Origin of the sequence: Flavobacterium laiguense (assembly GCF_003097655.1) — a bacterium.
In the GTDB taxonomy this organism is placed as follows: domain Bacteria; phylum Bacteroidota; class Bacteroidia; order Flavobacteriales; family Flavobacteriaceae; genus Flavobacterium; species Flavobacterium laiguense.
This window is the reverse complement of record NZ_QCZH01000004.1, coordinates 128,413-154,158: the sequence shown is the minus strand read 5'-3', so window position 1 is coordinate 154,158 and position 25,746 is coordinate 128,413. Positions and strand designations below refer to the sequence as shown.

The following is a 25,746-nucleotide window of genomic DNA, read 5'->3' as shown; positions in this document are numbered from 1 at the left end:
ATAAGATTGTCTATTTTAGTGTGGGTGTCACATCTGAAATCAAAAATCGTTAATCAAAAATCAGCAATCATATTAATCTAAAATAAAAAAAAGACTGCCGATTAAGACAGTCTTTTGTGAGGTAAGGAAAGTTACGATTATTGAAAATCGGTGTCTTTTACTCCTTCATTGATGGTGATTTCAGACATTTTGATGTCCAATTCGATACCTACATTTTGAATGATATTAAATGGGACTTTTACGCTTTTTACTTCTTTGTAATCGGCAAAATTAGTGGTTACTGTCACCGTTTGTCCACCTTGTTCTACGATTTTGGATTCGGCTAGTTTTAGCCCAGTTTTGGTGTCGTAGAAATACGTGTTTTTTCCATTTTTGATGGCAAAAGTATCGTTTCCGTTTATGGTTTCGATTCGGTCAATGGTCAATGCTGGGTTTTTTAACAAAAGTACCTCTTCGAAGGGAGTGGCGGATGCTTTCATTTCGGCCAATTCAGCTCCGGTAAAGTCTTTGCGTTGTCCTTGCTGTACGGCGTAAGCTCCTTTTTGGTTGATTACCTGTTTCATCATGCTCATGGCACCCATGGCGATTTCTACCATTGAATTTCCTTTGGAGTCCATTTTTGAAGTGTATGTTAATGGCGCCGGAGCCTGTGGGATAGATGTTGATCCTACCATAGCGATAGATTTTACAGTTGCAACTGCTTTCTCTCCTCCAATGGCTTTGATGTAATTTTCAAATACATTTTTGGCAGTGATGCCTGCAGGGATTTCTTTCTTCAATACTGGTTTTTCGACAGGGGTTCCGTATTTGTCAAAATAGAACATTGGGATTTTTAGTTTTTCTAGTCCAGGTGCAATCTCAGATCCTTTTCCGGCAATTACAATTCGCATATTGTTGATCAAGAAATATTTGTTGGCCACGCGCAATACATCATCGGTTGTTACAGCGTTAATGGTTTGGATGTATTTCTCGTAAAAATCGGCAGGGAGTTTTTCGGTTTCTATATTCAATGCATATCGAGCTACAGTTTGAGGTTTCTCAACTTGCATTACAAATCTTCCAATATAACCTGCTTTAACAGTTTTAAGCACTTCTTCAGTTACTTTTTCTGCTCTTATTCTTTTTATTTCTTTTACAAATTCTACTACGGCACTATCAGTAACGGCATTTCTAACGGCAGATTTTGCGAAGAATTTGGTAGTGTATTTTCCAGCTCCTACGTTCGATCTTGCGCCATACGTCCAAGCGTGTTTTTCACGTAAATTCATGTTCAAATAACTATTGAAATCACCTCCAAGGATTTGATTGGCAATTACAGCTGGGAAAAAATCAGGGTCTCTCATTTTTAAATTCACAGTATTAACCAATGTGATTTCAGACTGAACCGCATTGGGTACATCTACCAAGTTAATTTGTAGATTCGAAACATTTGCGGGAGCATCATACGATGTTTTTGGAGTGCTTCTTTTCTCCCAAGTACCAAATAGTTTTTCAACGGCTACTTTTACATTGTTGTATTTAATGTCTCCAATAATTACTAAATAAGCATTCTCTGGAACGAAGTAATTGTGGTAATTGGCTTCTACATCTGCTAGAGTTATGTTATTTAATGTTGCTTCTGTCATAAACTCTCCAGAAGGGTGGTTTTTGCCATAGGCTAATGCATCTACTACACGGCCTGCAATTGCTGGAACGCTTTTTTCTTCGGATTTCATCCCTTCAATTAATTTGGCTTTTTCTTTGTCAAATTCTTCTTGAGTGAAATTTGGGTTTAAGGCTCCTTCGGCCATCAGTTCTAAAATTCTTCCGCTGTATTTAGAAAGCGAATTGGCTGTTGCTCCATGAGAACTAAAATTGATTTCGGCTCCCAAAAAGTCAATTTCTTCATTGAAGGCTACTTTTGTTGTTTTTTTGCTGCCATTACCAATTAAGTTACTGGTTAACTCATCTACTCCTTTTTTGTTTCCTTCTGCAAATGGTGCGTTGTCTAGCGTTAGGTTAAATGAGGCTCTTGGTAATTTGTGATTTTCTACAACCAATACTTTCATACCATTGGCCAAAACAAATGTTTGTGGTTTTTTGATATTTATTACGGGTGATTTACCGGGCTTGGGTTGCGTGCGATCTTGTGCTTGCATGATTCCTGTTAGTAATAAAAGGATGAATACTATATTTATTTTTTTCATGATATCGGTTTGTTTAGTTAAGAGGTTTTGCTTTGGCTGGGATATAATCTAAAAGTAAACGTTGGTTTGGATTTAGGTATTTTTTGGCAACGGCTCTTATTTCTTCACGAGTAATAGAATGGTACAGTTCGATTTCTGTATTGATTAGATTTACATCTTTGTAAAGTAGATAGTAAGATGCAAGGTTATTGGCAATTCCTTCTATAGTAGAGTTGGTGTCTACAAAGTTATTATCAAACTTGTTTTGTAGTTTTTGATAGTCGTTTTCGGAAATCAAATCGGTTTGGATTTTTACAATTTCTTCGTCGATTTCTTTTAGGACGTCAGTCGTAGTGAAAGTTCCCATTGGTAAACCATATAATATATACATTCCGTAATCTTCTTGACTGAAACCTACTGCTCCAACTTGTAAAGCCATTTTTTTATCATCTACTACTTTTTTGTATAATTTAGAACTTTTACCGTCGCTTAGATACGAAGAGATTAAGTCTAATACTCTTGCGTCTCTGGTTTTCATAGAAGGGGTACGGTAGGAGGCTACCAACATCGGAATTTGAATGTTAGGGTCTTCGTAGGTTGCTTTGATTGTTTGAGTAATAGGCTCTTCTAGGTAGGTTTTTTTAGGAACTACTTCACCTTTTGCAATTGGCCCAAAGTATTTTTGAATCCATTCTTTGGCTTGTTTCTTTTCAAAGTCACCTGCAACAACTAAAACGGCATTGTTTGGTAAGTAGAATTTCTTGTTGAAGGCTTGAAATTCATCAAGGGTAGCGGCATCCAAATCTTTCATTGCTCCAATGGTTGTCCATCGATACGGGTGGTTTTTGAACATGTTTTCTTTTACGGCAGCCAGTATGTTTCCGTAGGGTCTGTTATCGTAGCTGGTTCTTTTTTCTTCTTTTACTACTTCGTTTTGAGTGTCAACCCCAATTTTGTTGATTATCGGATGCATTAATCTTTCAGATTCCATCCATAGTCCCAATTCTAAATTGTTTGATGGGAATATTTCGTAATAATAGGTTCTGTCATCGGTAGTGTTGGCATTATTTGTGCCTCCGTTTGAAGTGACAATCTTAAACCATTCGCCTCTTTTGATGTTTTCGGTTCCTTCAAATAATAAGTGTTCGAAAAAGTGTGCAAAACCGGTACGATCCGGATTCTCGTCTTTGGCACCAACATGATACATAACAGAGGTAATCACAACAGGAGCCGAAGCGTCATGGTGCAAAATAACGTGCATGCCGTTATCTAAATCGTATTCTTCGAAAGCTACTTTTTGGGCGCTTGCAACGCCTCCAAGCATTAATGTAGCACTTAACATCATTATTGATTTTTTCATAGAGATTAATAATTTTATTTTCGATTAGTAATAGAAAATAGATTGTTGTTACGTCAAAAATACCTTTTTTCGCGCTTTCTATGTAAGTAAAATCTACTTTTGTTGTTTTTTTAATGCTTTTTTGTGAGATTAGTGAATTGATGTGTCTGAAAATACGCCGTTTAGAGTCTGAAATTAATATGATTATTTTTTTGGTTAAAGGATTGCGAGGTAAATATTTAATTGTATATTTGCAACCTTAAAAATTATTAAAACAATTCAGTATGTATGCAATCGTAGAGATAGCAGGGCAACAGTTTAAAGTAAGCAAAGACCTAAAGGTTTACGTTAATCGTTTGACAAATGAAGAAGGATCAAAAGTTTCTTTTGATAAAGTTTATTTGGTTGATGATAACGGTTCAATCTCAATAGGCGCCCCAGCTATAGAAGGTGCTTCAGTAGAAGCTAAAGTGTTACAACACTTAAAAGGAGATAAAGTTATCATTTTCAAAAAGAAAAGAAGAAAAGGATACAAAAAGAGAAATGGTCACAGACAATATCTTACTCAAATTGTAATTGAAGGTATTACTGCAGGTGGAACAGCTAAAAAAGCAGCTCCAAAAAAAGCAGCAGTTGAAGCAACTACAGAAGAAGCAGTAGCTCCTAAAGTAAAAAAAGCTCCAAAAGCTAAAAAAGAAGATACACAAGAATAATAACAAAATAAACTAATACGTCATGGCTCACAAGAAAGGTGTCGGTAGTTCTAAGAATGGTAGAGAATCAGAATCAAAACGTTTAGGCGTTAAGATTTTTGGTGGTCAAGCTGCTATTGCTGGGAACATCATCGTAAGACAAAGAGGTTCAAAACATAATCCAGGTGAAAACGTTTACATTAGTAAAGATCATACTTTACATGCAAGAGTTGATGGTGTTGTTTTCTTCCAAAAGAAAAAAGATAATAAATCTTATGTTTCTATACTTCCATTCGAAGCATAATCATAAAGATTTTATATTATTACAAAACCCGTTTCGAAAGAAACGGGTTTTTTTGTTTTTGGATATGTATCGAATGTATAATTAATTGATTCCTTGCGTGTAATTGTATTTAGGTTGATCCATATTTTGGATTATGTTAGTTAGGATCAGAATGTTTTAATAGGTTATAAAAAGCATCTGGGTTGCTTAAGCAAACAAAAACTGCCTCGCAATATAATTTTGAGGCAGTTGTAATAAATTGTCGCTTTTAGCGAGTGATGTTTTTTTTGTAAATGTTTTTAATTAGACGGATTGAATGAAAACCCTACGCTAAAAAATAATCTCACTTTATCAATATTATTAATCCATGAAGCATCAAAATGAATAGGACCTAAAATAGATTGATAAGAGGCAGCTGCTCCTCCTGACAATAAAAGACTGGCTTCTTTGCTGTTATCCCAATTCCCTTTAGGAGAAAAAGCGTCACCTATGTATTCGTTAAAATTAGTAAAGCCAACGGATGCGATATTGAAATGTGGAGTTAGATAGATTTTGCCAATAGGGTTAATCTGCGCTCCAAGTTTTATAGCCATAAATTGAGTTACGTTGAGTTCGTCTTCGTTTAGCCCAGGGAATGAAAAGCGGTTATTGCCGGAAGTAGGGATAATACCTCCAAGAAAATATTTTGCAGCATAACCATAATCAGAAAAAGAAACGTTATTGTCTTTGAGTTTGTCTTGAAAAATAAAGTTAGCATCGAATCCCATTATGTAGGTAATCTTCTTTTTTAGCTGCATTCTTTTTTCAACTCCAAATCCTAGTTTAGTGAATCCGTTTGTTGGGCCCGAAAAATCAGTTAAGTTTGCGTCCGTAAAGACTATGTTAACGTCACTCAATAGTGAACGGTTTATGTTAGCTTTTAAAATCGTTCCATTTGTGGCAAAGAAAACTTTGTCCATATCGTTATAGGAATAATGTGCATTTATTTCTATATTTTCAAAATTATAATTGTTGAGGGATAGAACGTTTGGATTTAAATTAGGGTCATTTTTGGGTTTTACCTCAGTGTAATTGTAGTTTAACCCAAGTCCTGCGTAGCTTTTTAAGGAATTCAAATTTCGGTTTGCCTCATTGTTGAATTCAAAAGCATTGTAAAGCATATCGTCTGCTGATTTTCCATCTATGAAAATTTCCTGATTTAGGAATGCGCCATAGAGTTCGGATCCCCACCACCAGTCTTTGTTTTTTCCGAAATTTTTCTGAAAATCTATTCTGGCTCTTGGTTGTTCTGCAATGTCTGCGGTAACAATAAGGCGAGAAGATTGGGCAAGAACGTTTCTGGCAGTATAATTAAGAACTAATCCAACACCTCTATAGGTGTCGTAATGGAGCGATGCATTGACTTGATTTTTTGCATATTCATGGCCTTCGAAAACGAAACCTATTTTGTCTCCATCATATAAAAAATTATTGTAGGTAATTTGGCTAAAAAGGTTGGTCCCCATAGCTCTGTCAACACCCCCGACAAGGTCTTTTGTGGAGTATTTCGTATGGGTCTTAATGTTAGTTCTAGCCATTACCAAAGCCATGTTTTCCTTGCTAATGCCTTTGTAGACAATAGTGTCGATGACAAATTCGTTGGCAACCTGTGGAAGTTCGTGAGTACGTTGTTTAAAACCTTTTAGTTTTTCTGCTAATGTCGCCAAGGCATTTAGGTTAAGGGCGGTTGCGATTTTTCCATCGTCATAAATTTCGTTACTTTTATTGAAGTCACCTGTAGAAAATCTTAAGTTAGGCAGGTGGTCAACTAGGATGTCACAAAGTTTACGGTTTTCAGGATCTTTTATGTTGCTAGGAAACATGCTGGTTTGTATCAAAACGGTTGCAAAATTGTCTAGCTTGTCTTTAGGTTCCATTCCGCCTCCTACATCACTCCCAATGATAATGTCGGCACCCATTTGTTTGGCAATATCAGTTGGGAAGTTATTCATTACACCTCCATCTACCAACAGCGTTTCTTCATAAGGCATAGTTTTGAAAACAGCGGGTAAGGACATACTCGCTCTCATGGCAAAGGCCAAACTTCCTTTGCTAAGAATGATTTCTTTACCATATACTACATCGGTAGCCATTGCTCGAAATGGAATGGGAAGATTGTCAAAATCTTTGACATTGTAAACAGGAAAAGTTAATTCTGAAAGATATTCTCTTAAGTTTTGGTCGTTTAATAATGAGCCAACGCTTGTTGGTTTTCCGTCTTTTATGCCAATTCCGACTAAATATCTTTGAAACTCACTTTTCTCTTCAACACTAACATTTTTTAGAGACATACTTCCTCCAAGAAGTTTGTCCCAATCGATACTTTTGGTTATTTTTTCGATACTGTCACCAGAATATCCCATGGCATATAGGCCTCCAATGACACTTCCCATACTGTTCCCAACGATAAGGTCAGGGACAATGTGTAGTGAGTCTAATGCTTGTAAAAGGGGAATATGTGCAACTCCTTTAGCACCTCCACCACTCAAAACTAAAACTACTTTGGGTTTCTTGTCTTGTGCAAAAATAATTTGAGGAATTGTTAGCAAAAACAATAGGGCGAATAAATTAGATGTTTTTTTCAAATCTAAAAGTGTTTTTGATAGTTATTGAAATAAAAGTCTTCTAATTTAATGAATTCCCTGTAGAGTTTGAGTATAATTTTAAGATAATTACCTAGAGAATGAGGTAGTAAACAAAAAAAACCCTCACATCTCTGTAAGGGTTTCGTAAATCTAAAATCTAAATTCAGAAATCTAAAATAGATTTAGTATCTGTAATATTCTGGTTTGAATGGACCATCAACTTCAACTCCAATGTAGGCAGCTTGATCATCACGTAAAACTTCCAATTCAACACCTAATTTTGCAAGGTGTAAGAACGCTACTTTTTCATCCAAGTGTTTTGGTAACATATATACGTCATTGTTGTATGCCGCACTGTTTTTCCACAATTCGATTTGAGCCAAAGTTTGGTTTGTAAAGGAGTTACTCATTACAAAACTTGGGTGACCAGTAGCACAACCTAAGTTTACCAAACGACCTTCAGCCAAGATAAGGATGTCTTTTCCAGCGATAGTGTATTTGTCAACTTGTGGTTTGATTTCAATTTTTGAAGCACCGTGGTTTTTGTTCAACCAAGCCATATCAATTTCGTTGTCAAAGTGTCCGATGTTACAAACGATAGTTTTATCTTTCATTTGTTCAAAGTGACTTCCAAGAACGATATCTTTATTTCCAGTAGTGGTAATGATGATATCAGCATTAGCAACAACTGTGTTTAATTTTTTAACTTCAAAACCGTCCATAGCCGCTTGTAAAGCACAAATCGGGTCAATTTCAGTAACCGTTACAATAGATCCGGCACCTCTAAAAGAAGCAGCAGTTCCTTTTCCTACGTCACCGTACCCACAAACGATTACTCTTTTTCCAGCCAACATAATGTCAGTTGCACGACGAACCGCATCAACTGCAGATTCTTTACAACCGTATTTGTTGTCGAATTTCGATTTAGTAACCGAGTCATTAACGTTAATTGCAGGCATTGGTAAAGTTCCGGCTTTTACTCTTTCGTAAAGTCTGTGAACACCAGTAGTGGTTTCTTCAGACAATCCTTTGATTCCAGCAACCAATTCAGGGAAACGGTCAATAACCATATTCGTCAAATCTCCACCGTCATCAAGGATCATGTTCAATGGTTTTCTGTCTTCACCAAAGAATAATGTTTGCTCAATACACCAGTCAAAATCCACTTCGTTCAACCCTTTCCAAGCGTAAACTTGAATTCCAGCAGCAGCAATAGCAGCAGCAGCTTGATCTTGAGTAGAGAAAATGTTACAAGAACTCCAAGTTACTTCAGCACCAAGAGCGATTAATGTTTCGATCAAAACGGCAGTTTGAATCGTCATGTGCAAACATCCAGCAATACGAGCACCAGCAAGAGGTTGTTCGTTTTTATATTCTGCACGAAGCGCCATTAAACCTGGCATTTCAGCTTCAGCTAGTTCAATTTCTTTTCTTCCCCAGGCAGCTAGAGAAATGTCTTTTACTTTGAAAGCCACAAAAGGCATAGTCGTTGTACTCATTTATAGTATATTTGTAATTGTAAATTTTCTGCAAATTTAGGTAATAACTTTAGAAAAAAGCTAATTTATAATAGATTTGTGATTTAAGATTTAAGATTGAGGATTAACGATTTGTGATTTTAATAGACTTAAAATGAAACACTTGTTTTTTTGAATGCAATTCGGTGCTGTAATCTGAAATCAAAAGTCGTTAATCAAAAATCAAAAATCTCCATGCCTTTATACAAAACTATAAACGTTAATCCATCAACTCAAATCTTGGTTTGGGAAATCACCGAATCTTTTCAAGAGCTTTTCGATGCAGTTGTTCTTAATGAGAGCAATACCATTCGATTAAACGGCATGAAGTCCGAAATGCACCAACGCGCTTTCCTCAGTGTTCGTAAACTGTTTCAGGAATCAGGTTATACTGATTTTGATTTGTATTATGACGAATTCGGAAAACCGCATTTACATGATGGGAAACACATTTCGATTACCCATTCGCATCAATTTTCGGCTATTATTCTAAGTGATGAAGTCGTTGGGATTGACATCGAATTGCAACGGGAAAAAATCATCCGCATCGCCGATAAATTTGCCGATACTGAGTTTTCTTATTTGATAACAAATGAAAAAACAGAATACATCAGGAAATTAACGGTGATTTGGGGTGCCAAAGAAGCTATTTTTAAAATTAGAAACGAAAAAGGAATTAGTTTCAAAGACCATATCAAAGTCAATACTTTTGAAATGAATGATGCTCAAACTAAAACCGAACTTCACTTTGATGGCATAATCAGAGGTTTTAAAGTTTGTTTTGAGGAATTTGAATCAAATGATGATAAAGGTTTTGAACAAAATTTTATTCTTGTTTACGCTTTTGAATAATAGAAAAATAATTTTAAATCTTTGTGTAGCTTTGTGTCTTTTTAGCGAATCTCTGTGAAATAGCCTATGACAAACATTTACAACAGTATCATTAAAGCGAAAGCTGAAAACCGAAAACTGCTCGCCATTCTTCTAGATCCCGATAAAATAGTTTGGGAGAACTTGGAGTATTTAATTCAAAAAATAAATCAATCACCTGCAACCCATGTTTTTATAGGCGGAAGCCATGTTCAAAATAACATTCTGGATGAATTAATTGTTCGTCTAAAAGAAAGCTTCCCCTTTAGGGGGCGGGGGGCTTTGCCAATCGTTCTTTTTCCGGGAAATTCATCCCAAATTTCAGCAAAGGCTGATGCAATTTTGTTTCTATCTCTAATATCCGGACGTAATCCAGATTATTTGATAGAACATCAGGTAAATGCCGTGCCGATTCTAAAGAAAACGCAACTCGAAATTATTTCCACTGGTTATATCTTAATCGAAAGCGGTAATGAAACTGCCGTTTCCAGAGTGAGCGAGACAAAGCCTTTAGATAGAAATAATAGCGATTATGCGACTCATACTGCCCAAGCTGGGGAAATGCTAGGTCACAAACTCATTTATCTCGAAGCGGGAAGTGGTGCGAAACAGGCCGTTCCTTTTGAAATGATAGAAAAGGTGTCAAATAATATAGAGATCCCTCTAATTGTTGGCGGCGGAATTATAGATTTGCAAGGTATTCAAAAAGCGTATGAAGCAGGAGCCGATTTAGTAGTAATTGGAACCGCTTTTGAGAATGATCCTAATTTTTTTGAGTATCAGGAGCAAAAATCTAAAATCGTTAATCATCATTCAACAATCTAAAATCTAATGTTCGACTATTTTTTTGCCCAATACAAAGGTTATCCTATCCATGAAGTGTACTTAGAACTTATTGCCATTTTTTTTGGACTTTGGAGTGTTTGGTTTGCCAAGAAAGATAATATTTGGGTTTTTCCAACGGGGTTAATCAGTACGTTTATCTACGCTTATTTGCTTTGGCAATGGAGTTTACTTGGAGATTCCATGATTAATGTGTACTATTTTATTATGAGTATTTACGGTTGGTATCATTGGACACGTAAAAAAGGAGACGTCGATGAATTTCCTATTTCTATAATGAGCAGCAAAGAGAAATTTATGGCAATAGTTATTTTTGCATTAACTATTGTATTTGTGATTTTGGTGTATCTTTATTTTGATAAATTTACAAGCTGGTACTCGTATGTGGATACCCTTTTGACGGCGTTGTTTTTTGTGGGAATGTGGCTAATGGCCAAAAGAAAAATCGAAAACTGGATCTTTTGGATTGTTGGAGATTTGATTTCCATTCCGCTTTATTTTGCAAAAGGATATACCTTTACCAGTTTTCAATACCTAGTATTTACAATTATTGCCGTTTATGGCTATTTAGAATGGAAGAAAATCTTCAACAGCTCCCAAAATCTGGAGCTTCGCCAATTATAAAAATCGCCATATTTGGTCCAGAATCTACTGGTAAAACCACATTGGCAACACAACTCGCCGAGTATTATAAAACGGTTTGGGTTCCCGAGTTCGCACGTGATTATCTACAAGAAAAATTAGATAGTGGTCGTGGTGTTTGTGATGTAAATGATATGCTGCCTATAGCGTATGGACAAACAAAACTGGAAAATAAAAGTGTATTAATAGCTAATAACTATCTTTTTTGCGATACTAATTTATTGGTAACCAAAGTTTTTTCCGAGTTGTATTATGATTTTTGCGATCCATCATTAGACAAAGCGGCTCGTGCCCATCAATACGATCTGTTTTTCCTGACCGATATTGATGTGCCTTGGGAAGACGATGGATTAAGGGATAGTCCAAAGGGTAGAGAATCCGTTTTTGATGTTTTTAAACAATCTTTAATTGATAATAAAAAACCATTCATAACCATTTCAGGAGATAAAGAAAGCCGTTTGAAAAAAGCGGTTGCTATCATTGAGGATTTAACCATGGCTTTGCAAATGGGATTTTCGTCTCTCGATTTTTTGCAAATCTATGAACATGGCATTCCTTTAAAAAATATAAAAGACCAGCTTGGGATTTTTAATGAAGGGGTTTTAAAAAGTGTTTTGGTGAATCCAGCTACTTTGAATCATGGAATCTTAAAGTTAACGGATACTGATTTTGAACAAAAAGCAAATTATTTTGACGCTAATAAATCTAAAATAAAATTAAAGAAATTTGTTCCGGCCTCTGGGGCTGCTTCCAGAATGTTTAAATTTTTGATTACTTTTTTGAATGAATTTGATTTCGGAAATGAAAGTATTAATGCCTATATCAACAGAAAAAAAGACACAGAGTTGTCTCTTTTTATCGTTGGGATGGATAAATTTGCCTTTTTTGAAGCGGTAGATGAAAAGCTAAAAGAAATATATCCTGATTTTAATTCTTTGGAACGGGACTATAAAAACTATTATTTTATAAAGACGCTCTTGTCTCCTGAATATTTCGATTTTGCCAACAAGCCAAAAGGAATACTTCCATTTCATAAATACATGACTCATATTGCGGCTCCTATTGAAGAGCATTTGTACGAATGTGCTTTTTATGCAACTTCAAATAATCAGTCCCATTTGCATTTAACGGTTTCTGAAAACCATCAAGAGCAATTTGAAGAAATTATTGAAAAGATAAAAGATGTAATTGAAGCAAAATCAAATTCAACCATAAACGTAACGTATTCGTATCAAAAAAAGGAAACCGACACGATTGCCGTAGATTCAGAAAACAAACCTTTCCGAAATGAAAAAGGAATGTTGGTTTTTAGACCTGGAGGACATGGCGCTTTGATTGAGAATCTAAATGCAATAGATGCGGATGTTGTTTTTATCAAGAATATTGACAATGTGATTCAAAATAACATTCAACAGATTTCTTTTTATAAGAAAGCTTTGGCGGGTATTTTGATAGAATTGCAACATCAAATCTTTGACTATTTGAGGGTATTGGATAGCCAAGAAATGAATCCGGAAAGCATAAATGAAATTTTGGCTTTTCTTCGAAGTCAATTGAATATTGAAATGAATATGGATTTTCATAAATTCAAACTGAATAACCAAATCAATGCATTAAAAGAGATGTTAAATAAGCCAATACGAGTTTGCGGAATGGTGAAAAACGAAGGCGAACCTGGCGGAGGTCCTTTTTGGGTAAAGGGTAATGATGGTAGTGTTTCTTTGCAAATTGTAGAAGCCTCTCAAGTTGATTTAACGAATAGAGATCAAGTGAAAATTTTATCCAGCGCAACCCATTTTAATCCAGTGGACTTGGTTTGTGGATTGAAGAATTATCAAAACGAGAAATTTGATTTAAAGCAATTCATTGATCCTAATAGTGGTTTTATTGTTCATAAAAACAATGCCGGTATTGATGTAAAAGCATATGAATTGCCTGGATTATGGAATGGTGCCATGGCCAATTGGTTGACGGTTTTTGTGGAGGTTCCGTTGTTTACTTTTAATCCGGTGAAAACCGTAAATGATTTATTAAAACAAGCTCATCAACCATTATAATACCGTTAGTTATTTCAAATTGCCCAATAATTCCGATAGCTATCGGGAGGACTAAATGAAATATACAACGGCATTATACCAGAAGTCTTCGGGCTAAAACATACTAATAAATGGTATAAAATGGAAATTCAAACAATCCTCTCGGAGATAAAATATAAAGCAGTTAGAAGCAGTGGTGCCGGCGGACAAAACGTAAATAAAGTTTCGTCTAAAGTAGTGTTGACTTTTGACTTGTCTAGTTCCCAAGCATTATCGGGGGAAGAAAAACTGCTTTTGGAAACCAATTTGCAAAACAGACTAACAGCAGATTTGGTATTGATTCTGAATTGCGATGAAGACCGAAGCCAACTCAAAAACAAAGAGATTGTCACCAAGCGTTTTTTGGATATTATAAAAAAAGGACTGTATGTCCCTAAAGAACGTAAACCCACTAAAATCCCAAAATCGGTGATCCGAAAAAGGATTAAGGATAAGAAAAACGTTTCGGAGGTGAAGAAAAATCGCAGAAGACCTGATTTTTAGAATTAAGATAAGAGTATTAAGAATTAAGACTAGATGAAGTTTAAAATCTTATTATGTTAAATTTCACAAATTAATCTGTATGAATCTGTGAAATCGGTGTCGAATGTTGTTCAATGGAAACTTATGTGGCTGCTCCGAAAAATCTTAATACTTAATTCCCTAATCTTAATACTTTTGTCTTAATTCTTTTTCTACCTTTGCGCTGTCTCAAAGGGGTGCTCCAAATAACGAGCTGAGATCATACCCAAAGAACCTGGACGGGTAATGCTGTCAAGGGAAAAAACGACAAGAATTAGCATTTGCGCTAACTGTTTGTGGTAGAACAATCATTTTTAATTTAAACAAAAGAATAATTCCCCCTTTTATTCGTAAACTTTTTACGGATGAAATTTTCAATTCATTTTTCGAGCCTAAAAGGCATCAACACGAAAACGACTCAATTCTCAAAACGTTTTCTATTTTCTATTTTCTTTTCTCTAACATCTATTCTCTCTTTCTCTCAAGTAAAAGATACTACAAAGGTTAATCAACTCGATGAAGTCTTGGTTTCGGCTATACGCGTTACCGCAAAAACGCCAGTGACGTTCAGTAATTTGGATAAAAAAGACATCAAAACCAGAAATTTAGGTCAAGACATTCCTGTTTTGATGAATTATTTGCCGTCTGTGGTGACTACTTCGGATGCTGGAAATGGAGTGGGTTACACTGGTATTCGAGTACGTGGTAGTGATGCGACTCGAGTAAATGTGACCATCAACGGAATTCCATACAATGATTCCGAAAGTCAAGGGACATATTGGGTAAACATGCCTGATTTCGCTTCTTCGGTAGAGAGTTTACAATTGCAACGCGGAGTGGGAACTTCTACCAATGGGGCTGCGGCTTTTGGAGCGAGTTTGAATATGTTGACCGATTCCTATTCGGATAAAGCTTCGGGTGAAATCTCCAGTTCATACGGAAGTTTTAATACATTCAAAAATACCGTAAAATTCAGCACAGGCTTGATGAACGACCATTTTGAAATTGCAGGCCGTTTATCAGCATTAAAATCTGATGGATATGTTGATCGAGCGACTTCTGATTTGAAATCGTATTTTCTTCAAGGGACTTATGTGGGAAAAACTACTTTAATCAAAGCATTGGTTTTTGGCGGAAAAGAGCGAACCTATCAATCTTGGAACGGAGTCGATGCTTTGACTTTAGAATCTAATAGAACGTATAATTCGGTTGGGGAAAAATTTGATGGCAATGGAGTTTTTGAAGGGTTCTATAATGATCAGGTAGATAATTATAATCAAGATCATGCTCAATTGCATTGGAACGAGAAAGTTTCTGAACACTGGAGTACCAATTTGGCTTTTCATTATACCAAAGGGAAAGGGTATTATGAGGAATTTGTAGATGACTGGAAATATACTAATGTATTTGGTTCTGAGGATTCTCAGTTTACGTTCTTGGGGTTAGATCCAATTACTGTAAACGGTGAAACAATAACTTCAACAGATTACACCCGCAGAAAATGGTTGGATAATGATTTTTACGGCACGACATTTTCGGCTAATTACAAAGCCGAAAAGCTTGATGTGATTTTAGGTGGAGGTTATAATAAATATGAAGGCGATCATTTTGATCAAATTATTTGGGCGCAATACCCTTCTAATAGTCAGCCGGGGGACATTTATGATTCCAGTTATGCAACTAAAACGGATGGTAACATTTTTGCAAAAGTCAATTATCAATTATTAGACAACTTAAGTGTTTATGGTGATTTACAACTTCGTAATGTGCATTACAAAACGGATAGTGATGAAACAGGATTAGTAAACGATAATTTCAATTTCTTTAATCCAAAGGCAGGAGCTATTTTTGATATTAATAAACAAAATGCCTTGTACTTTTCGTATGCGAGAGCCAATCGTGAGCCTAACAGAGGAGATTACAAAAATGGAAGCCCAAAACCAGAGAAATTAAATGATTTTGAATTGGGGTGGAGACACGAATCCGAAAAAGTAAGGTTTAATGCCAATGCCTATTATATGGGTTACAAAGATCAATTGGTCTTGACAGGGGAATTAGATAATGTGGGAAATCCAATTCGAAAAAACAGCGGAGACAGTTATAGAATGGGAGTAGAAGTTGATGCCACTATTAAACTTTCAAAAATGTGGACAGTTTCTCCAAATTTCACCTTAAGTAACAACAAAAATGTTGATTTTGTTTCTAAGGATAATACCGGAAATTTAATAAATCTAGGAAATTCAAATATCGCTTATTCGCCTAATTTTATTGCGGGCAATATTTTGACTTTTTCACCGCTTTCACCGTTAAAATTTAGTTTGTTGTCTAAGTTTGTTAGCGAACAATATATGAACAATATTGATGATGTAACTGGTAAACTGAAGGATTATTTTGTTAATGATTTAAATGCTGCGTATGAAATTACAACAACATCAATTTTTAAATCTATCGCGATTAATTTATTGGTAAACAATATATTTAATGTTGATTATGTTTCAAATGGTGCGGATTATGGAGGAGGATATGTTTACTATTATCCACAAGCTGGAACTAATTTTTTGATAGGGTTGAGCTTGAAGTTTTAATACCTTTTTATCATATAAACCAAAAAATCCTGAGAGTTTATAGCTTTCAGGATTTTTTGGTTTTAAACGATGTTGTGAGTCATGCCCACACAGGCTTAAGCGAACAGACGAAGTAAATGATTTTAATCCCAATAGTCGCAGCTAAATATAATAAAAGCCAGAAAGTGTTGACAGATCTAGCTTTAGGGCAATTGTTGTCTCACCAAAAAGGTGTAATTTGTCTTTGCAAAAATTCAAATTCAGACTAGGAACAAAGTATAATATCTTCGAAGAATGTCACCGCTTTTGGAGGATTAAATTTGATATACGATGCAGTAAATAGCAAAAACATCCCGCAATTCATTGACAATACAATTGGCTTTCGTCATGTTAGAGCCAAATATTCCACTTCTGATGTTGTCTTATCTTTGTTTGGAAATTCATTGTGTCAAGGTGACTATATTTTTGACTTAAAACAACTTAACGCTAAATACAATAGCCAGGCTTTTTTTAATATTCCCTCTGCTGACACTATTGGGTATGCTTGTCAAGAATTAAAAAAGACAACTATTGTAGAAACAACAACAAAGGGAATTGTCCATGAATTAAATTTCAATAACGATTTGAGTAATTTCCTTGTAGCGCTTTGTGTTATGACAAATCAATTAGATGCAAAAGTTAGAAACTATATTGTAGTCTTTAATAATGTGGTAATTGTATCTGAAAAACAGGATGTCAGAATGAGTTGCAAAAAAATAAAAGGATTTCAGCCGAACTTTGCTGTTATTCGTCGTTTACCTGTTCATATTAAAAACCATAATGGAAACATTTCTGCAAATATGATCAAAGTGGTACTTAAAAAAGATGTTTTTATAATTTAGATGCTCATAGAATCATAATTGCTCACTTTAGGGCAGACTCAGCATTCTTTCAAAAAGCAGTAATTGAATTGATAACCAAAAGAGACTGTTGTTTTTACATTCGAATTATAAATTCCGAATCATTTAAGAAACATTGTGCTTTGATGGAAAAATGGGAAACCCCGAAGGGGAGGAAATACCATCAACAATGTGGTGAAACTTTACAAGTAATATTTTATTTAATTTATCGAGATTAAATATTGTTTTAAAAAACTCTACTTCTTGTGAATAATATAATCGATTACGAAGTGTATTAACAGTTTTAAATAGTTACTTTCGCACAAATTTTCTCCACCTGATAAAAATAGTGTGGCGTTGTAAATAATTAAAACTATGATTATAAAAAATTGGTTGCTTGATAAAATAGCTGAAGAATCAGGACTTGAAAAGGATACTATTAATTGCGATGAGCCTATAGAAAATTTTGAATTAGACTCTTTGTCATCAATATCTATAGCTTTTGATATAGAAAAAGAATTCAACTTAGATGAAATAAATCCTACTGTTTTTCAGGAATTTAATACTATTAATAAATTAGCTCAATGGATTCAGAATCAAATATAAAATGGAATCCATTTTCGCCAAATTATTCTGAAGATCCTTACCCACACTTAAAGAATTGCAGGGATAATAATCCGGTTCAAAGAATGTCTGATGATTCTTATTTTATTTTTGACTATAAGCACGTAAGTAAATTTCTAAAAGAAAAAAAATTCAAAGTTCATTCACTAAGCGAATATTTAGGAGAAAAAGAGACTTACATTTTTAAAAATGTTGAAAATGGCTGTCCCTATCTAAGTAAAGCAACTGAGTTATGGCCAATGTTTTTGAATGATGACATTCATAGAAAAATACGCCGAGCAATTACAAAAGCGTTTTATTCTTTAGAATTAGCTGATCTACTAAATGAAAGTTTAGAAACAACGCTAGGAACATTTGAAAATAAGGAAACTTTCAACCTTGTAGATTTTTGCGGAATATATATTAATCATTTTATAAAAAAAGCACTTAATATTGATGTAGAAGAATACGAACAAATTAAACAGTACTCAAATCTGTTAGCTAAATCTCAAGAATTATATATTCCAAAACAAGTCTATCAAGAAATAAACGCTGAGATACTATCGCGGAAAAATGTTTTTAAAAATTCGATATTCAAGGACGTTATTTTAGAAGAAACAAAAGGTTTAAATCTTGATGACGATCAATTGTATTCTATTATGATGATTTCATTCATGGCGGCTTTTGAGACATCAAAGGATAATTTATCGTTGGGTTTATATGAGATTTTAAAGAACCCTGAACTCATAGAATTTATTTTAAAAAGTGACACTAAAGAGCTTAAAACAATAATAGAAGAAATATTTAGGTTCAGCACTCCGCTTCAGTATACCATTCGAATAAATCCCTATTCCATAAATGTAGGAGATTGTTTTATACCCGAAAACTCAAAACTTTATCTATGTATTGCAAGTGCCAACAGAGATGAAAAAATATTTACACAACCTGATGAATTAATACCTAACAGAGTTGTGAATCCTCATTTATCATTTGGGGCTGGTGCACATCAATGTATAGGAGCAACTATCGCAAGACAAGAAATGGAAATTTCATTAGTGCCCATGTTGCGTTTTTTAAAAAACTATAGCGTTACCGATGTGAAATGGTCTAAACAAATACTCATGAGAACAGCAAACACAATTACCGTTTGTAAAAAAAGCTAATATGCCAAATATAAGTTTGATATTACTGTTTTTGTGCGTAATCCTGACAATGATTGCAATACAGTTTTTTCATAAAAAAAATTATTGGAAAGTATTGTCATTTACAAGTTTTCTCTTTTTATTTTTTATATCAGGAGAAGGTATTATGCTCATTTTGTATTTAGCAATCTTAACCTATTATTTTTCATTGAATATTAATAGGTTAATAAGCTTTAAATGGTGGATGGTAGTAGTAATAATGGTTCCTCTCTTAATTAAAAAAATATTTATCAAAGAATCTTATTTTGATACTCTTGTCACGCCATTTGATACTACAACTAAACTTATAAGTTTGGTTGGTTTATCCTATATTACATTTAATGCAATTGGGTATTTAATAGATATAAAACGAAAATATATAACCCCTGAAACAAATTTTTTTAAATTATTATTATACTTAACTTATTTCCCGATAATTTTCTCAGGTCCGTTAACCAGAGCAAAGTATTTTTTTTCTCAAATAGAAAACATAAGTTTTAAAAGAGATTCTATAGTAAACGGATTAAGGTTAATCTTATGGGGTTTATTTAAAAATTTAGTAGTTGGAGCACGGTTATTTGTGCTTTTGACCAATATAAATGAATTGAATTTAAAAGGATCCTACTATTTACTTAATGGATTTGTTTTTTTTCTTTTCCTTTATTGTACGTTTAGTTCTTTTATCAATATTTTTCAAGGTATTTCTTTAATTTTCAATATTAAACTTAACGAAAATTTCAAAAACAGAGTGTATCTATCTGCCTCCCGAGATAAATTTTGGAAAGGTTGGCATATTTCGCTTAATCATTGGTTTAGAGATTATTTTTTTTATAGTATTATTCGATTTGATAGAAAAAGAAAATATACAAATTTGCTGCTGTTTATTACTTTTATTGCTATAGCGTTATGGCATGATTTTACAATAATCTTTTTAACCTGGGGAATTTTAAATGCCATTTGGTTAATTGCTGAAAGGAAATCTAAAAAATATATAAATGTAGAAGGTCGTTTTTCTTTTTTAGGGATTGTGTATCATTTAGTAATCGCCTCCCTATTGTCCACAGTTTTTATTTCAAAAGATGTATTTGAACTATTTAAAACTCTTTTTGGTTTTTCGAAATACGATTACCCTTTTGAAAATTTAGTAACTCTCAATACTTTTATTGTCATTTTGTTATTTATCTATATGGATTTTTATGAACGAAAAACAACGTCGATTAGAATAGATGAATACATCGAAAAACAAAGTGCCTGGCACAGATATTTTTTTTATTATACACTTTGTTTGTTCATCCTATTCCTCTCGATTAGTCCAAAAGTTGTAAACTTTTACAATTTATTTTAAATTTTGTTAAAATGAAATTATTTACCAAAATCATAGTTTTTTTATTACCTCTATTTTGCCTCATATGGGTCATTATGTATTTTTCGAATCAAAACGAAACAGAAAAATTTCCCAGTCACGGTATTTATTTTATTGGGTCCAGTAGGGTACAAAGAGGTATAGATCATCAACTATTAAACAAAAAAAATAAAGGGGATAAAGCATATAATTTGGGTATTTCAGGTGCTACTTTTATACATAATATTACTTTAGCAGAGCATTTAATTTTACATTGTAATGCCAAAAAGTTATTTATAGAATTATCACCCATAATATATAGTTTTCATCCTGTTCATGAATCACTAAATGTCAATAGGTCAAAGATTATGAAAATTTATAATTTGGATTATATTGAGTTTTATTTGTTTAGTAAGTTGAATTTAAGATCTTCTTTAAAAAAAATAGTAACACCTTCTAATAATATATCAAAAGAGTATGGTTACGTTTTTGGCAACCAAAATAACTATCATAAAACTAAATCATTTCTAAAAATTGAAGATTTAGAAAAAAATTGGAATTCTGATGTTTCAAAATATTTTGATATTATTTCAAACTTCAATAAAATAGCATTAAAGCATAATACTAAAATTTATTTTTTCTTGCCTCTCACTTTTAGAAAAGAAAAGGAAAGAGAAATAGTTTCAACTATTTATCAACTACTTCCAAACAATCAAAAAGTAATTTACACTGAACATTTTATAAATAGTATTCATGATCCTGATTATTTATTTGATGAAAATCATTTCAATTATAAAGGAGCAAAAATTATGACTAGCTATTTTAAAGAAATGTATTTTACCGATTGAGTACTTTTAGTGGTCGGTATCTAACCACATATTATTTCTTAACTTTCTGTGAGGGCTAAGATAGCATGTCCATAATACCCCTGTAAAATAGGATCAAAGGGGTACTTTAGAAAGATGTTTTAATAATTTAGAAATCATGGAATTAAAATTGGTCACTTTAGGGCAGACTCAGTATCCTATCAAAAAACAGTAATTGAATTGATAACCAAAAGAGCCTCTAGTTTTTACATTCGAATTATAAATTCCGAATCATTTAAAAAACATTGTGCTTTGATAGAAAAATGGGAAACTATTGAAGTTAATTTTGAAAAAAAAGAAGTGGCTACAACAAATTACACCCCATTTCAAGGGGATAAATCATATCGGATTGTAGTTACTCGTTCTTTAAGAGAAGATCAACAAATCGATTTGCTTTCAGGATTTTTTGGTTTTAAATGATGTTGTGAGTCATGTCCACACAGGTTTAAGCGAACTTACGAAGTAAATGATCTAATTGTAAACTCTAATAATATTCCCGTTTACTTCTACTCGGTATTGTTTCATGGGATATTGCATGTTTCCCAGTCCTGTGAATAAACTATATTCCTTGCTGTCACATGCGCAAATGGCATTGATTCCTTTGATGGTCATGGTAGAACAACTGCTCAGTTCCTGATTGGGACAAGCAGCATCGAAGGCATTGTAGGTATTGCCGTTGGTGTTAAAAACAATAATTCCACGAGCACCGGCATCAGGGTAATAAACAGAGTTGCTCGCGTATTTCAATGTAGAATAGGTCGGCAAATTCGTGTTCAGTTCTATAGAGAAGTTATAATTAGGGATGTACGGATTTGTATTGGAATTTTCATTGTTACTGCAATTAATAAAAAAGGGAATTGCAATTAGTAAAGGTTTTGAAATAAAGCATGCAAAATTTGACGAAGTTATTTTGGTCATTTTCAAGGCAAAAAATCTTTGAATAGCTGGGTTATTGAAAGGTTTTTTAACGAAGAAAAAGGGCGAAAGAATGAGGCAAATTGTATGGTTTGTTTTGAAATATTTACTTGTCAGGAGGAGAGTCTTTTTTATCATTTAAAATAAATTAAAAGTATTAGTGAAACAAATTTAATTTATTTAACTTTGGAATTGATATGATTAACATATAATTATAGACTAAAACAAAATTGTAGTATCTTTGTGGAAAGAAATCCCGTCCTGATGGGATTTTTTCTATTTATATAAATGACCAAATTATGAGCGCAATATCGTATTACACAGCCGAAGGATTAAAAAAATTAAGAGAAGAATTAGATCATTTAAAAAGCGTGATGCGTCCAAAAGCATCTGCTGATATAGCTGAAGCAAGAGATAAAGGAGATCTTTCTGAAAATGCGGAATATGATGCGGCCAAAGAAGCCCAAGGTATGCTGGAGATGAGAATCGCTAAGCTGGAAGAGGTGCATTCTAACGCCAGATTGATTGACGAAACACATTTAGATCTTTCTAAAGTATTGGTTTTATCGATTGTAAAAATCAAGAACCAAACTAATGGAATGGAGATGAAATACACGCTTGTTGCTGAAAGTGAAGCCGACTTGAAAACCGGAAAAATATCGGTTACTTCTCCTATTGGAAAAGGATTGTTGGGTAAAAAAGTAGGCGAAGTTGCCGAAATCACAGTGCCTAATGGTGCTTTGAAATTTGAAATTCTGGAAATTTCTAGAGAGTAGTGTTTAGTAATCAGTGGTCAGTTTTTAAGTGATCAGAGGAAAGCTTTTAAGTTCTAAAATTTTAATTTTTTTATCTTTAATCTTTTTTCTATACTCTATTTTTTTATTCTAAAATCTAAACTCTTAAATCTAAAATCACTATGAGTTCTATTTTTAAAAAAATCATTGATGGAGAAATTCCATGTTACAAAGTTGCTGAAGACGAAAACTTTTTGGCTTTTCTGGATGTAAATCCCAATGCAAAAGGACATACGCTCTGTATCCCTAAGCAAGAAATAGACAAGTTTTTTGATATTGAAGATGATTTGTATCTTGGTTTGATGCAATTCTCCAAAAAAGTGGCCATTGCACTTGAAAAAACGGTTCCTTGTAAAAGAATTGGGATGGCAGTAATTGGACTTGAAGTTCCTCACGCACATGTGCACTTAATTCCTTTGAACGAAATGGGAGAAATGACATTCAAGCATAAAGTGAGTTTGACAAAAGAAGAATTTGAAGCTTTGGCTAAAAGTATTCAAGAGAATTTATAAAATATAATGGTTAAAAACACGAATCTTTTAAGGAGTAATTTAAAAGATTCGTGTTTTTTTATGCTAAAAAATAAATGTCATGAAGGGTGTACTTTGGTTTTTAATGTTTACGGTTATTGGTTTTGGTCAAACGAAAGTGACTTATGCTTTGGTGGATTCTAAAATGGATAAAATCCCTCATGATTTAAGTACTACCACGACTGGAATCGCGGAATATATTAATGCTAATTTTAAATCTGAAAATGATAAAGTGAGAGCCGCTTTTTATTGGACAGCATCAAATATTAGATACGATATTGAGAATATAGAATCCATTGATTATAAAGAAATTTCACAGGATAAAATAAAAAATGCGGTACTGACCAAGAAAGGAGTTTGCATTCATTATGCGGAAGTCTTTAACGATATTGCCAAAAGAGTAGGTGTAAAATCCTATCTGGTTTACGGATACACCAAGCAAAACGGAAAAATTGATATACTGGCTCATGCCTGGTGTGCTGCCAGAATTGATAACACTTGGTGGCTTTTTGATCCCACTTGGGGAGCTGGCTATGTTGATAAAAAGAAGTTTTTCAAGAAAATAAATAACCTTCATTATAAGGTTGCTCCAAGCCAATATATTGCAACCCACATGCCTTTTGATTATTTGTGGCAGTTTTTAAAGTATCCAGTTACCAATCAAGAGTTTATTGATGGGAAAACTCAACTGAACAAAACCAAACCAACTTTTGATTTTGTAACTCAGATTGAGGATTATGATGGCTTATCAGATTTGGATAAAGCTAGAGTGACTTTAATCCGAATGAAGAAAAATGGGATTGAAAATAATTTGATACGAGAGATGACTCTTTCAAAAAAGAGTGAAGTCGATGCTGTCTAGAATAATGAAGCAATGGCTAAGCTGCAGTCAATTAGCGACGATTATAATCAAGCGATAACGATGTTCAATGATTTTGTTTCCTATCGAAATAATAAATTCAAACCGACCTTACCAGATTTTGCTATTAAGGCAATGATTGAAACTCCAAAAGAAAAAATAGTCGATTGTCAAAAACGTATTTATGCCATTGGCGCGTATAATGACAATAATATTGCTAATGTAAAGATGTTGAAAAATGAACTAATCAATTTTCTTAAGCAAATAGAAATACACGAAAAATTCGTAAATGATTATTTAAGCAAAAGCAAATCGGCTAGAAAATCAATGTTTAGTACAGTGACATTTTTTGGCATTCCTGTTAGATAGAAGTTTGTGCTTTCCTAAAACTGATTTGCATTGTAGTTCCTTTTCCAATCTCGGAACTCAATACTTTTATGTGTCCTTTGTGGTATTTCTCCACAATTCTTCTAGTTAAAGAAAGACCTAATCCCCAACCTCTTTTTTTGGTAGTAAACCCCGTTTCGAATATTCGATTAAATTCTTTTTTAGGAATACCACTTCCGGAATCAATAACGTTTATTTTTACAAAATGGGCATCTTCTTCAATTTCCAAAGATAATTTGCCTCTTCCTTTCATGGCATCAATCGCGTTTTTGACTAGGTTTTCTATCGTCCAACTATGTAATGCTGGGTTGAGGAGCACATTTATTGGAGTTTGTGGAGACTTGAAAGTAAAATCGATTTGGTTTGAAAAACGGGAAATTAAATAGTTATAGGACTGTTTGGTTTCTTCAATAATGTCTTTGTTTTCCAATTTAGGTTCAGATCCAATTTTAGAAAAGCGTTCTGTAATGGTTTGTAGGCGTTCTATGTCTTTTTCAATTTCTATCGTTACGGATTCGTCTACATTATCCAGTTTTAAAATTTCTAACCAACCGATTAAGGAGGAGAGAGGCGTTCCTATCTGGTGCGCTGTTTCTTTGGCCATACCAGCCCAAAGTTTGTTTTGGGATGCTACTTTATTGCTTTGGTAGAAATTGTAGATTAAAAAAGCAATTAAGATGATAATAAGTGACAACGCAATAGGGTAATATTTTAGTTTGTCTATTAAAGAGGAATCTCCATAATATAATTCTTGTGATTTTCCGGGGGCGTAAATGATTTTGATAGGCTCATTTTCACTTTTTAATTCCTCTAAATATTCCTTAGCTTTTACTTTGTCTTTTATGATTTCGTCTTCAATATTAACATAATTGATAATGCTGTCATTCTCTGTTAGAATTAAAGGAATTGTGGTGTTATTGCTAAATATTTGAAGCGGTAAATCGACTTCCGTATTTTCTCCGGCATTGATTAGCGTTTTTTGTGCGGTTGCCCAAAGGTTCATTTTTATCCGTTCCTCATTTTTGAATATTTGAAAAAAAGTATAGGTATTCCAAAGGATAATGGAGATAATCAGAAAGGAAATAAAAACGATAATCCAACGAATGGGGTTTTTGCTTTGTGAAAAATTCATAAATGTAAATTTGTGGTATAAATATAACGAAATAATGGAAGTGAGATTGTGTTCTGCAAAGAATCATTGTTTTTGGGAGCTTATTCCTGCTTCCCGATATTTATCGGGACGTTATATCTTTTT

The 25,746-nt window shown here is 33.7% G+C and carries 24 protein-coding genes; 18 read left to right on the top strand and 6 right to left on the bottom strand.

The window, feature by feature from the left end:
* Window positions 1–137: 137 nt before the first annotated feature.
* Complete coding sequence (locus tag DB891_RS05885; RefSeq protein WP_189337106.1) at window positions 138–2,186, bottom strand: insulinase family protein; 2,049 nt, start codon at window positions 2,184–2,186, stop codon at window positions 138–140.
* A gap of 13 nt (window positions 2,187–2,199) precedes the next feature.
* Window positions 2,200–3,525, bottom strand: a complete 1,326-nt coding sequence (locus DB891_RS05880; protein ID WP_116761551.1) for a M16 family metallopeptidase — start codon at window positions 3,523–3,525, stop codon at window positions 2,200–2,202.
* Window positions 3,526–3,788: 263 nt separating this feature from the next.
* Between DB891_RS05880 and rplU the strand changes: the two genes are divergently transcribed.
* Window positions 3,789–4,217, top strand: coding sequence for a 50S ribosomal protein L21 (rplU, locus tag DB891_RS05875; RefSeq protein WP_116761549.1), 429 nt, complete (start codon window positions 3,789–3,791; stop codon window positions 4,215–4,217).
* 22 nt (window positions 4,218–4,239) lie between these two features.
* Entirely contained in the window at window positions 4,240–4,500 is a 261-nt protein-coding gene (gene rpmA / locus DB891_RS05870) for a 50S ribosomal protein L27 (RefSeq protein ID WP_116761547.1), read from the top strand.
* A 278-nt stretch (window positions 4,501–4,778) separates the two neighbouring features.
* Here rpmA and DB891_RS05865 read toward each other — a convergent pair whose 3' ends face one another.
* Together DB891_RS05865 and ahcY are read right to left on the bottom strand one after the other, a co-directional pair.
* Entirely contained in the window at window positions 4,779–7,103 is a 2,325-nt protein-coding gene (locus tag DB891_RS05865; RefSeq protein WP_116761545.1) for a patatin-like phospholipase family protein, read from the bottom strand.
* A gap of 182 nt (window positions 7,104–7,285) precedes the next feature.
* Window positions 7,286–8,602, bottom strand: a complete 1,317-nt coding sequence (ahcY, locus tag DB891_RS05860; protein ID WP_116761544.1) for an adenosylhomocysteinase — start codon at window positions 8,600–8,602, stop codon at window positions 7,286–7,288.
* A gap of 213 nt (window positions 8,603–8,815) precedes the next feature.
* On the opposite strand from ahcY, the gene DB891_RS05855 reads away from it, so the two are divergent.
* From DB891_RS05855 to DB891_RS05800, 12 genes are all read left to right on the top strand, one after another.
* A complete protein-coding gene (locus DB891_RS05855) occupies window positions 8,816–9,472 on the top strand; it encodes a 4'-phosphopantetheinyl transferase family protein (protein ID WP_116761542.1) in 657 nt (218 codons plus the stop codon).
* 66 nt (window positions 9,473–9,538) lie between these two features.
* Window positions 9,539–10,315 (top strand): geranylgeranylglyceryl/heptaprenylglyceryl phosphate synthase, encoded by a 777-nt coding sequence (locus DB891_RS05850; protein WP_116761540.1) that lies wholly within the window; start codon window positions 9,539–9,541, stop codon window positions 10,313–10,315.
* Between the two features lie 6 nt (window positions 10,316–10,321).
* Window positions 10,322–10,957, top strand: a complete 636-nt coding sequence (pnuC, locus tag DB891_RS05845) for a nicotinamide riboside transporter PnuC (RefSeq protein ID WP_116761538.1) — start codon at window positions 10,322–10,324, stop codon at window positions 10,955–10,957.
* Window positions 10,906–13,032: a DUF4301 family protein gene (locus DB891_RS05840; protein WP_116761536.1), complete on the top strand. Its 2,127-nt coding sequence runs from the start codon at window positions 10,906–10,908 to the stop codon at window positions 13,030–13,032. The genes pnuC and DB891_RS05840 overlap by 52 nt, the downstream gene beginning before the upstream one ends.
* 120 nt (window positions 13,033–13,152) lie before the next feature.
* A complete protein-coding gene (gene arfB / locus DB891_RS05835) occupies window positions 13,153–13,554 on the top strand; it encodes an alternative ribosome rescue aminoacyl-tRNA hydrolase ArfB (protein WP_116761534.1) in 402 nt (133 codons plus the stop codon).
* A gap of 383 nt (window positions 13,555–13,937) precedes the next feature.
* Complete coding sequence (locus DB891_RS05830; RefSeq protein WP_116761532.1) at window positions 13,938–16,157, top strand: TonB-dependent receptor; 2,220 nt, start codon at window positions 13,938–13,940, stop codon at window positions 16,155–16,157.
* 299 nt (window positions 16,158–16,456) lie between these two features.
* On the top strand, window positions 16,457–17,017 hold the full coding sequence (locus DB891_RS05825; protein ID WP_116761530.1) for a hypothetical protein: 561 nt from the start codon (window positions 16,457–16,459) through the stop codon (window positions 17,015–17,017).
* Window positions 17,018–17,389: 372 nt separating this feature from the next.
* Window positions 17,390–17,620, top strand: coding sequence for an acyl carrier protein (locus DB891_RS05820; RefSeq protein ID WP_116761528.1), 231 nt, complete (start codon window positions 17,390–17,392; stop codon window positions 17,618–17,620).
* The gene (locus DB891_RS05815; RefSeq protein WP_116761526.1) at window positions 17,599–18,780 is read left to right on the top strand and encodes a cytochrome P450; all 1,182 of its coding nucleotides are present in this window, start codon (window positions 17,599–17,601) and stop codon (window positions 18,778–18,780) included. The genes DB891_RS05820 and DB891_RS05815 overlap by 22 nt, the downstream gene beginning before the upstream one ends.
* 49 nt (window positions 18,781–18,829) lie before the next feature.
* Window positions 18,830–20,143, top strand: coding sequence for an MBOAT family O-acyltransferase (locus DB891_RS05810; protein ID WP_189337105.1), 1,314 nt, complete (start codon window positions 18,830–18,832; stop codon window positions 20,141–20,143).
* A gap of 11 nt (window positions 20,144–20,154) precedes the next feature.
* A complete protein-coding gene (locus DB891_RS05805; RefSeq protein ID WP_124019498.1) occupies window positions 20,155–20,988 on the top strand; it encodes a hypothetical protein in 834 nt (277 codons plus the stop codon).
* A 198-nt stretch (window positions 20,989–21,186) separates the two neighbouring features.
* Window positions 21,187–21,426 carry a hypothetical protein gene (locus DB891_RS05800; RefSeq protein ID WP_116761520.1) on the top strand — a complete coding sequence of 80 codons (240 nt, stop codon included), beginning with the start codon at window positions 21,187–21,189 and terminating at the stop codon, window positions 21,424–21,426.
* Window positions 21,427–21,477: 51 nt separating this feature from the next.
* Here the strand turns inward: DB891_RS05800 and DB891_RS05795 are convergent, their stop codons facing one another.
* Window positions 21,478–21,924, bottom strand: coding sequence for a Rieske (2Fe-2S) protein (locus tag DB891_RS05795; protein WP_223256059.1), 447 nt, complete (start codon window positions 21,922–21,924; stop codon window positions 21,478–21,480).
* A 296-nt stretch (window positions 21,925–22,220) separates the two neighbouring features.
* Here DB891_RS05795 and greA point away from each other — a divergent pair, with 296 nt between their 5' ends.
* The 4 genes from greA (at window position 22,221) to DB891_RS05775 (ending at window position 24,473) form a co-directional block, all read left to right on the top strand.
* A complete protein-coding gene (greA, locus tag DB891_RS05790) occupies window positions 22,221–22,697 on the top strand; it encodes a transcription elongation factor GreA (protein WP_116761518.1) in 477 nt (158 codons plus the stop codon).
* 140 nt (window positions 22,698–22,837) lie between these two features.
* The gene (locus tag DB891_RS05785) at window positions 22,838–23,227 is read left to right on the top strand and encodes an HIT family protein (protein ID WP_116761516.1); all 390 of its coding nucleotides are present in this window, start codon (window positions 22,838–22,840) and stop codon (window positions 23,225–23,227) included.
* A gap of 79 nt (window positions 23,228–23,306) precedes the next feature.
* Window positions 23,307–24,107, top strand: a complete 801-nt coding sequence (locus tag DB891_RS05780; RefSeq protein WP_116761514.1) for a transglutaminase domain-containing protein — start codon at window positions 23,307–23,309, stop codon at window positions 24,105–24,107.
* Between the two features lie 12 nt (window positions 24,108–24,119).
* Window positions 24,120–24,473 (top strand): hypothetical protein, encoded by a 354-nt coding sequence (locus DB891_RS05775; RefSeq protein WP_124019497.1) that lies wholly within the window; start codon window positions 24,120–24,122, stop codon window positions 24,471–24,473.
* Here DB891_RS05775 and DB891_RS05770 read toward each other — a convergent pair.
* Window positions 24,466–25,623 carry a sensor histidine kinase gene (locus DB891_RS05770; RefSeq protein WP_116761510.1) on the bottom strand — a complete coding sequence of 386 codons (1,158 nt, stop codon included), beginning with the start codon at window positions 25,621–25,623 and terminating at the stop codon, window positions 24,466–24,468. The two genes, DB891_RS05775 and DB891_RS05770, sit on opposite strands and share 8 nt — an antisense overlap.
* Between the last annotated feature and the right edge of the window lie 123 nt (window positions 25,624–25,746).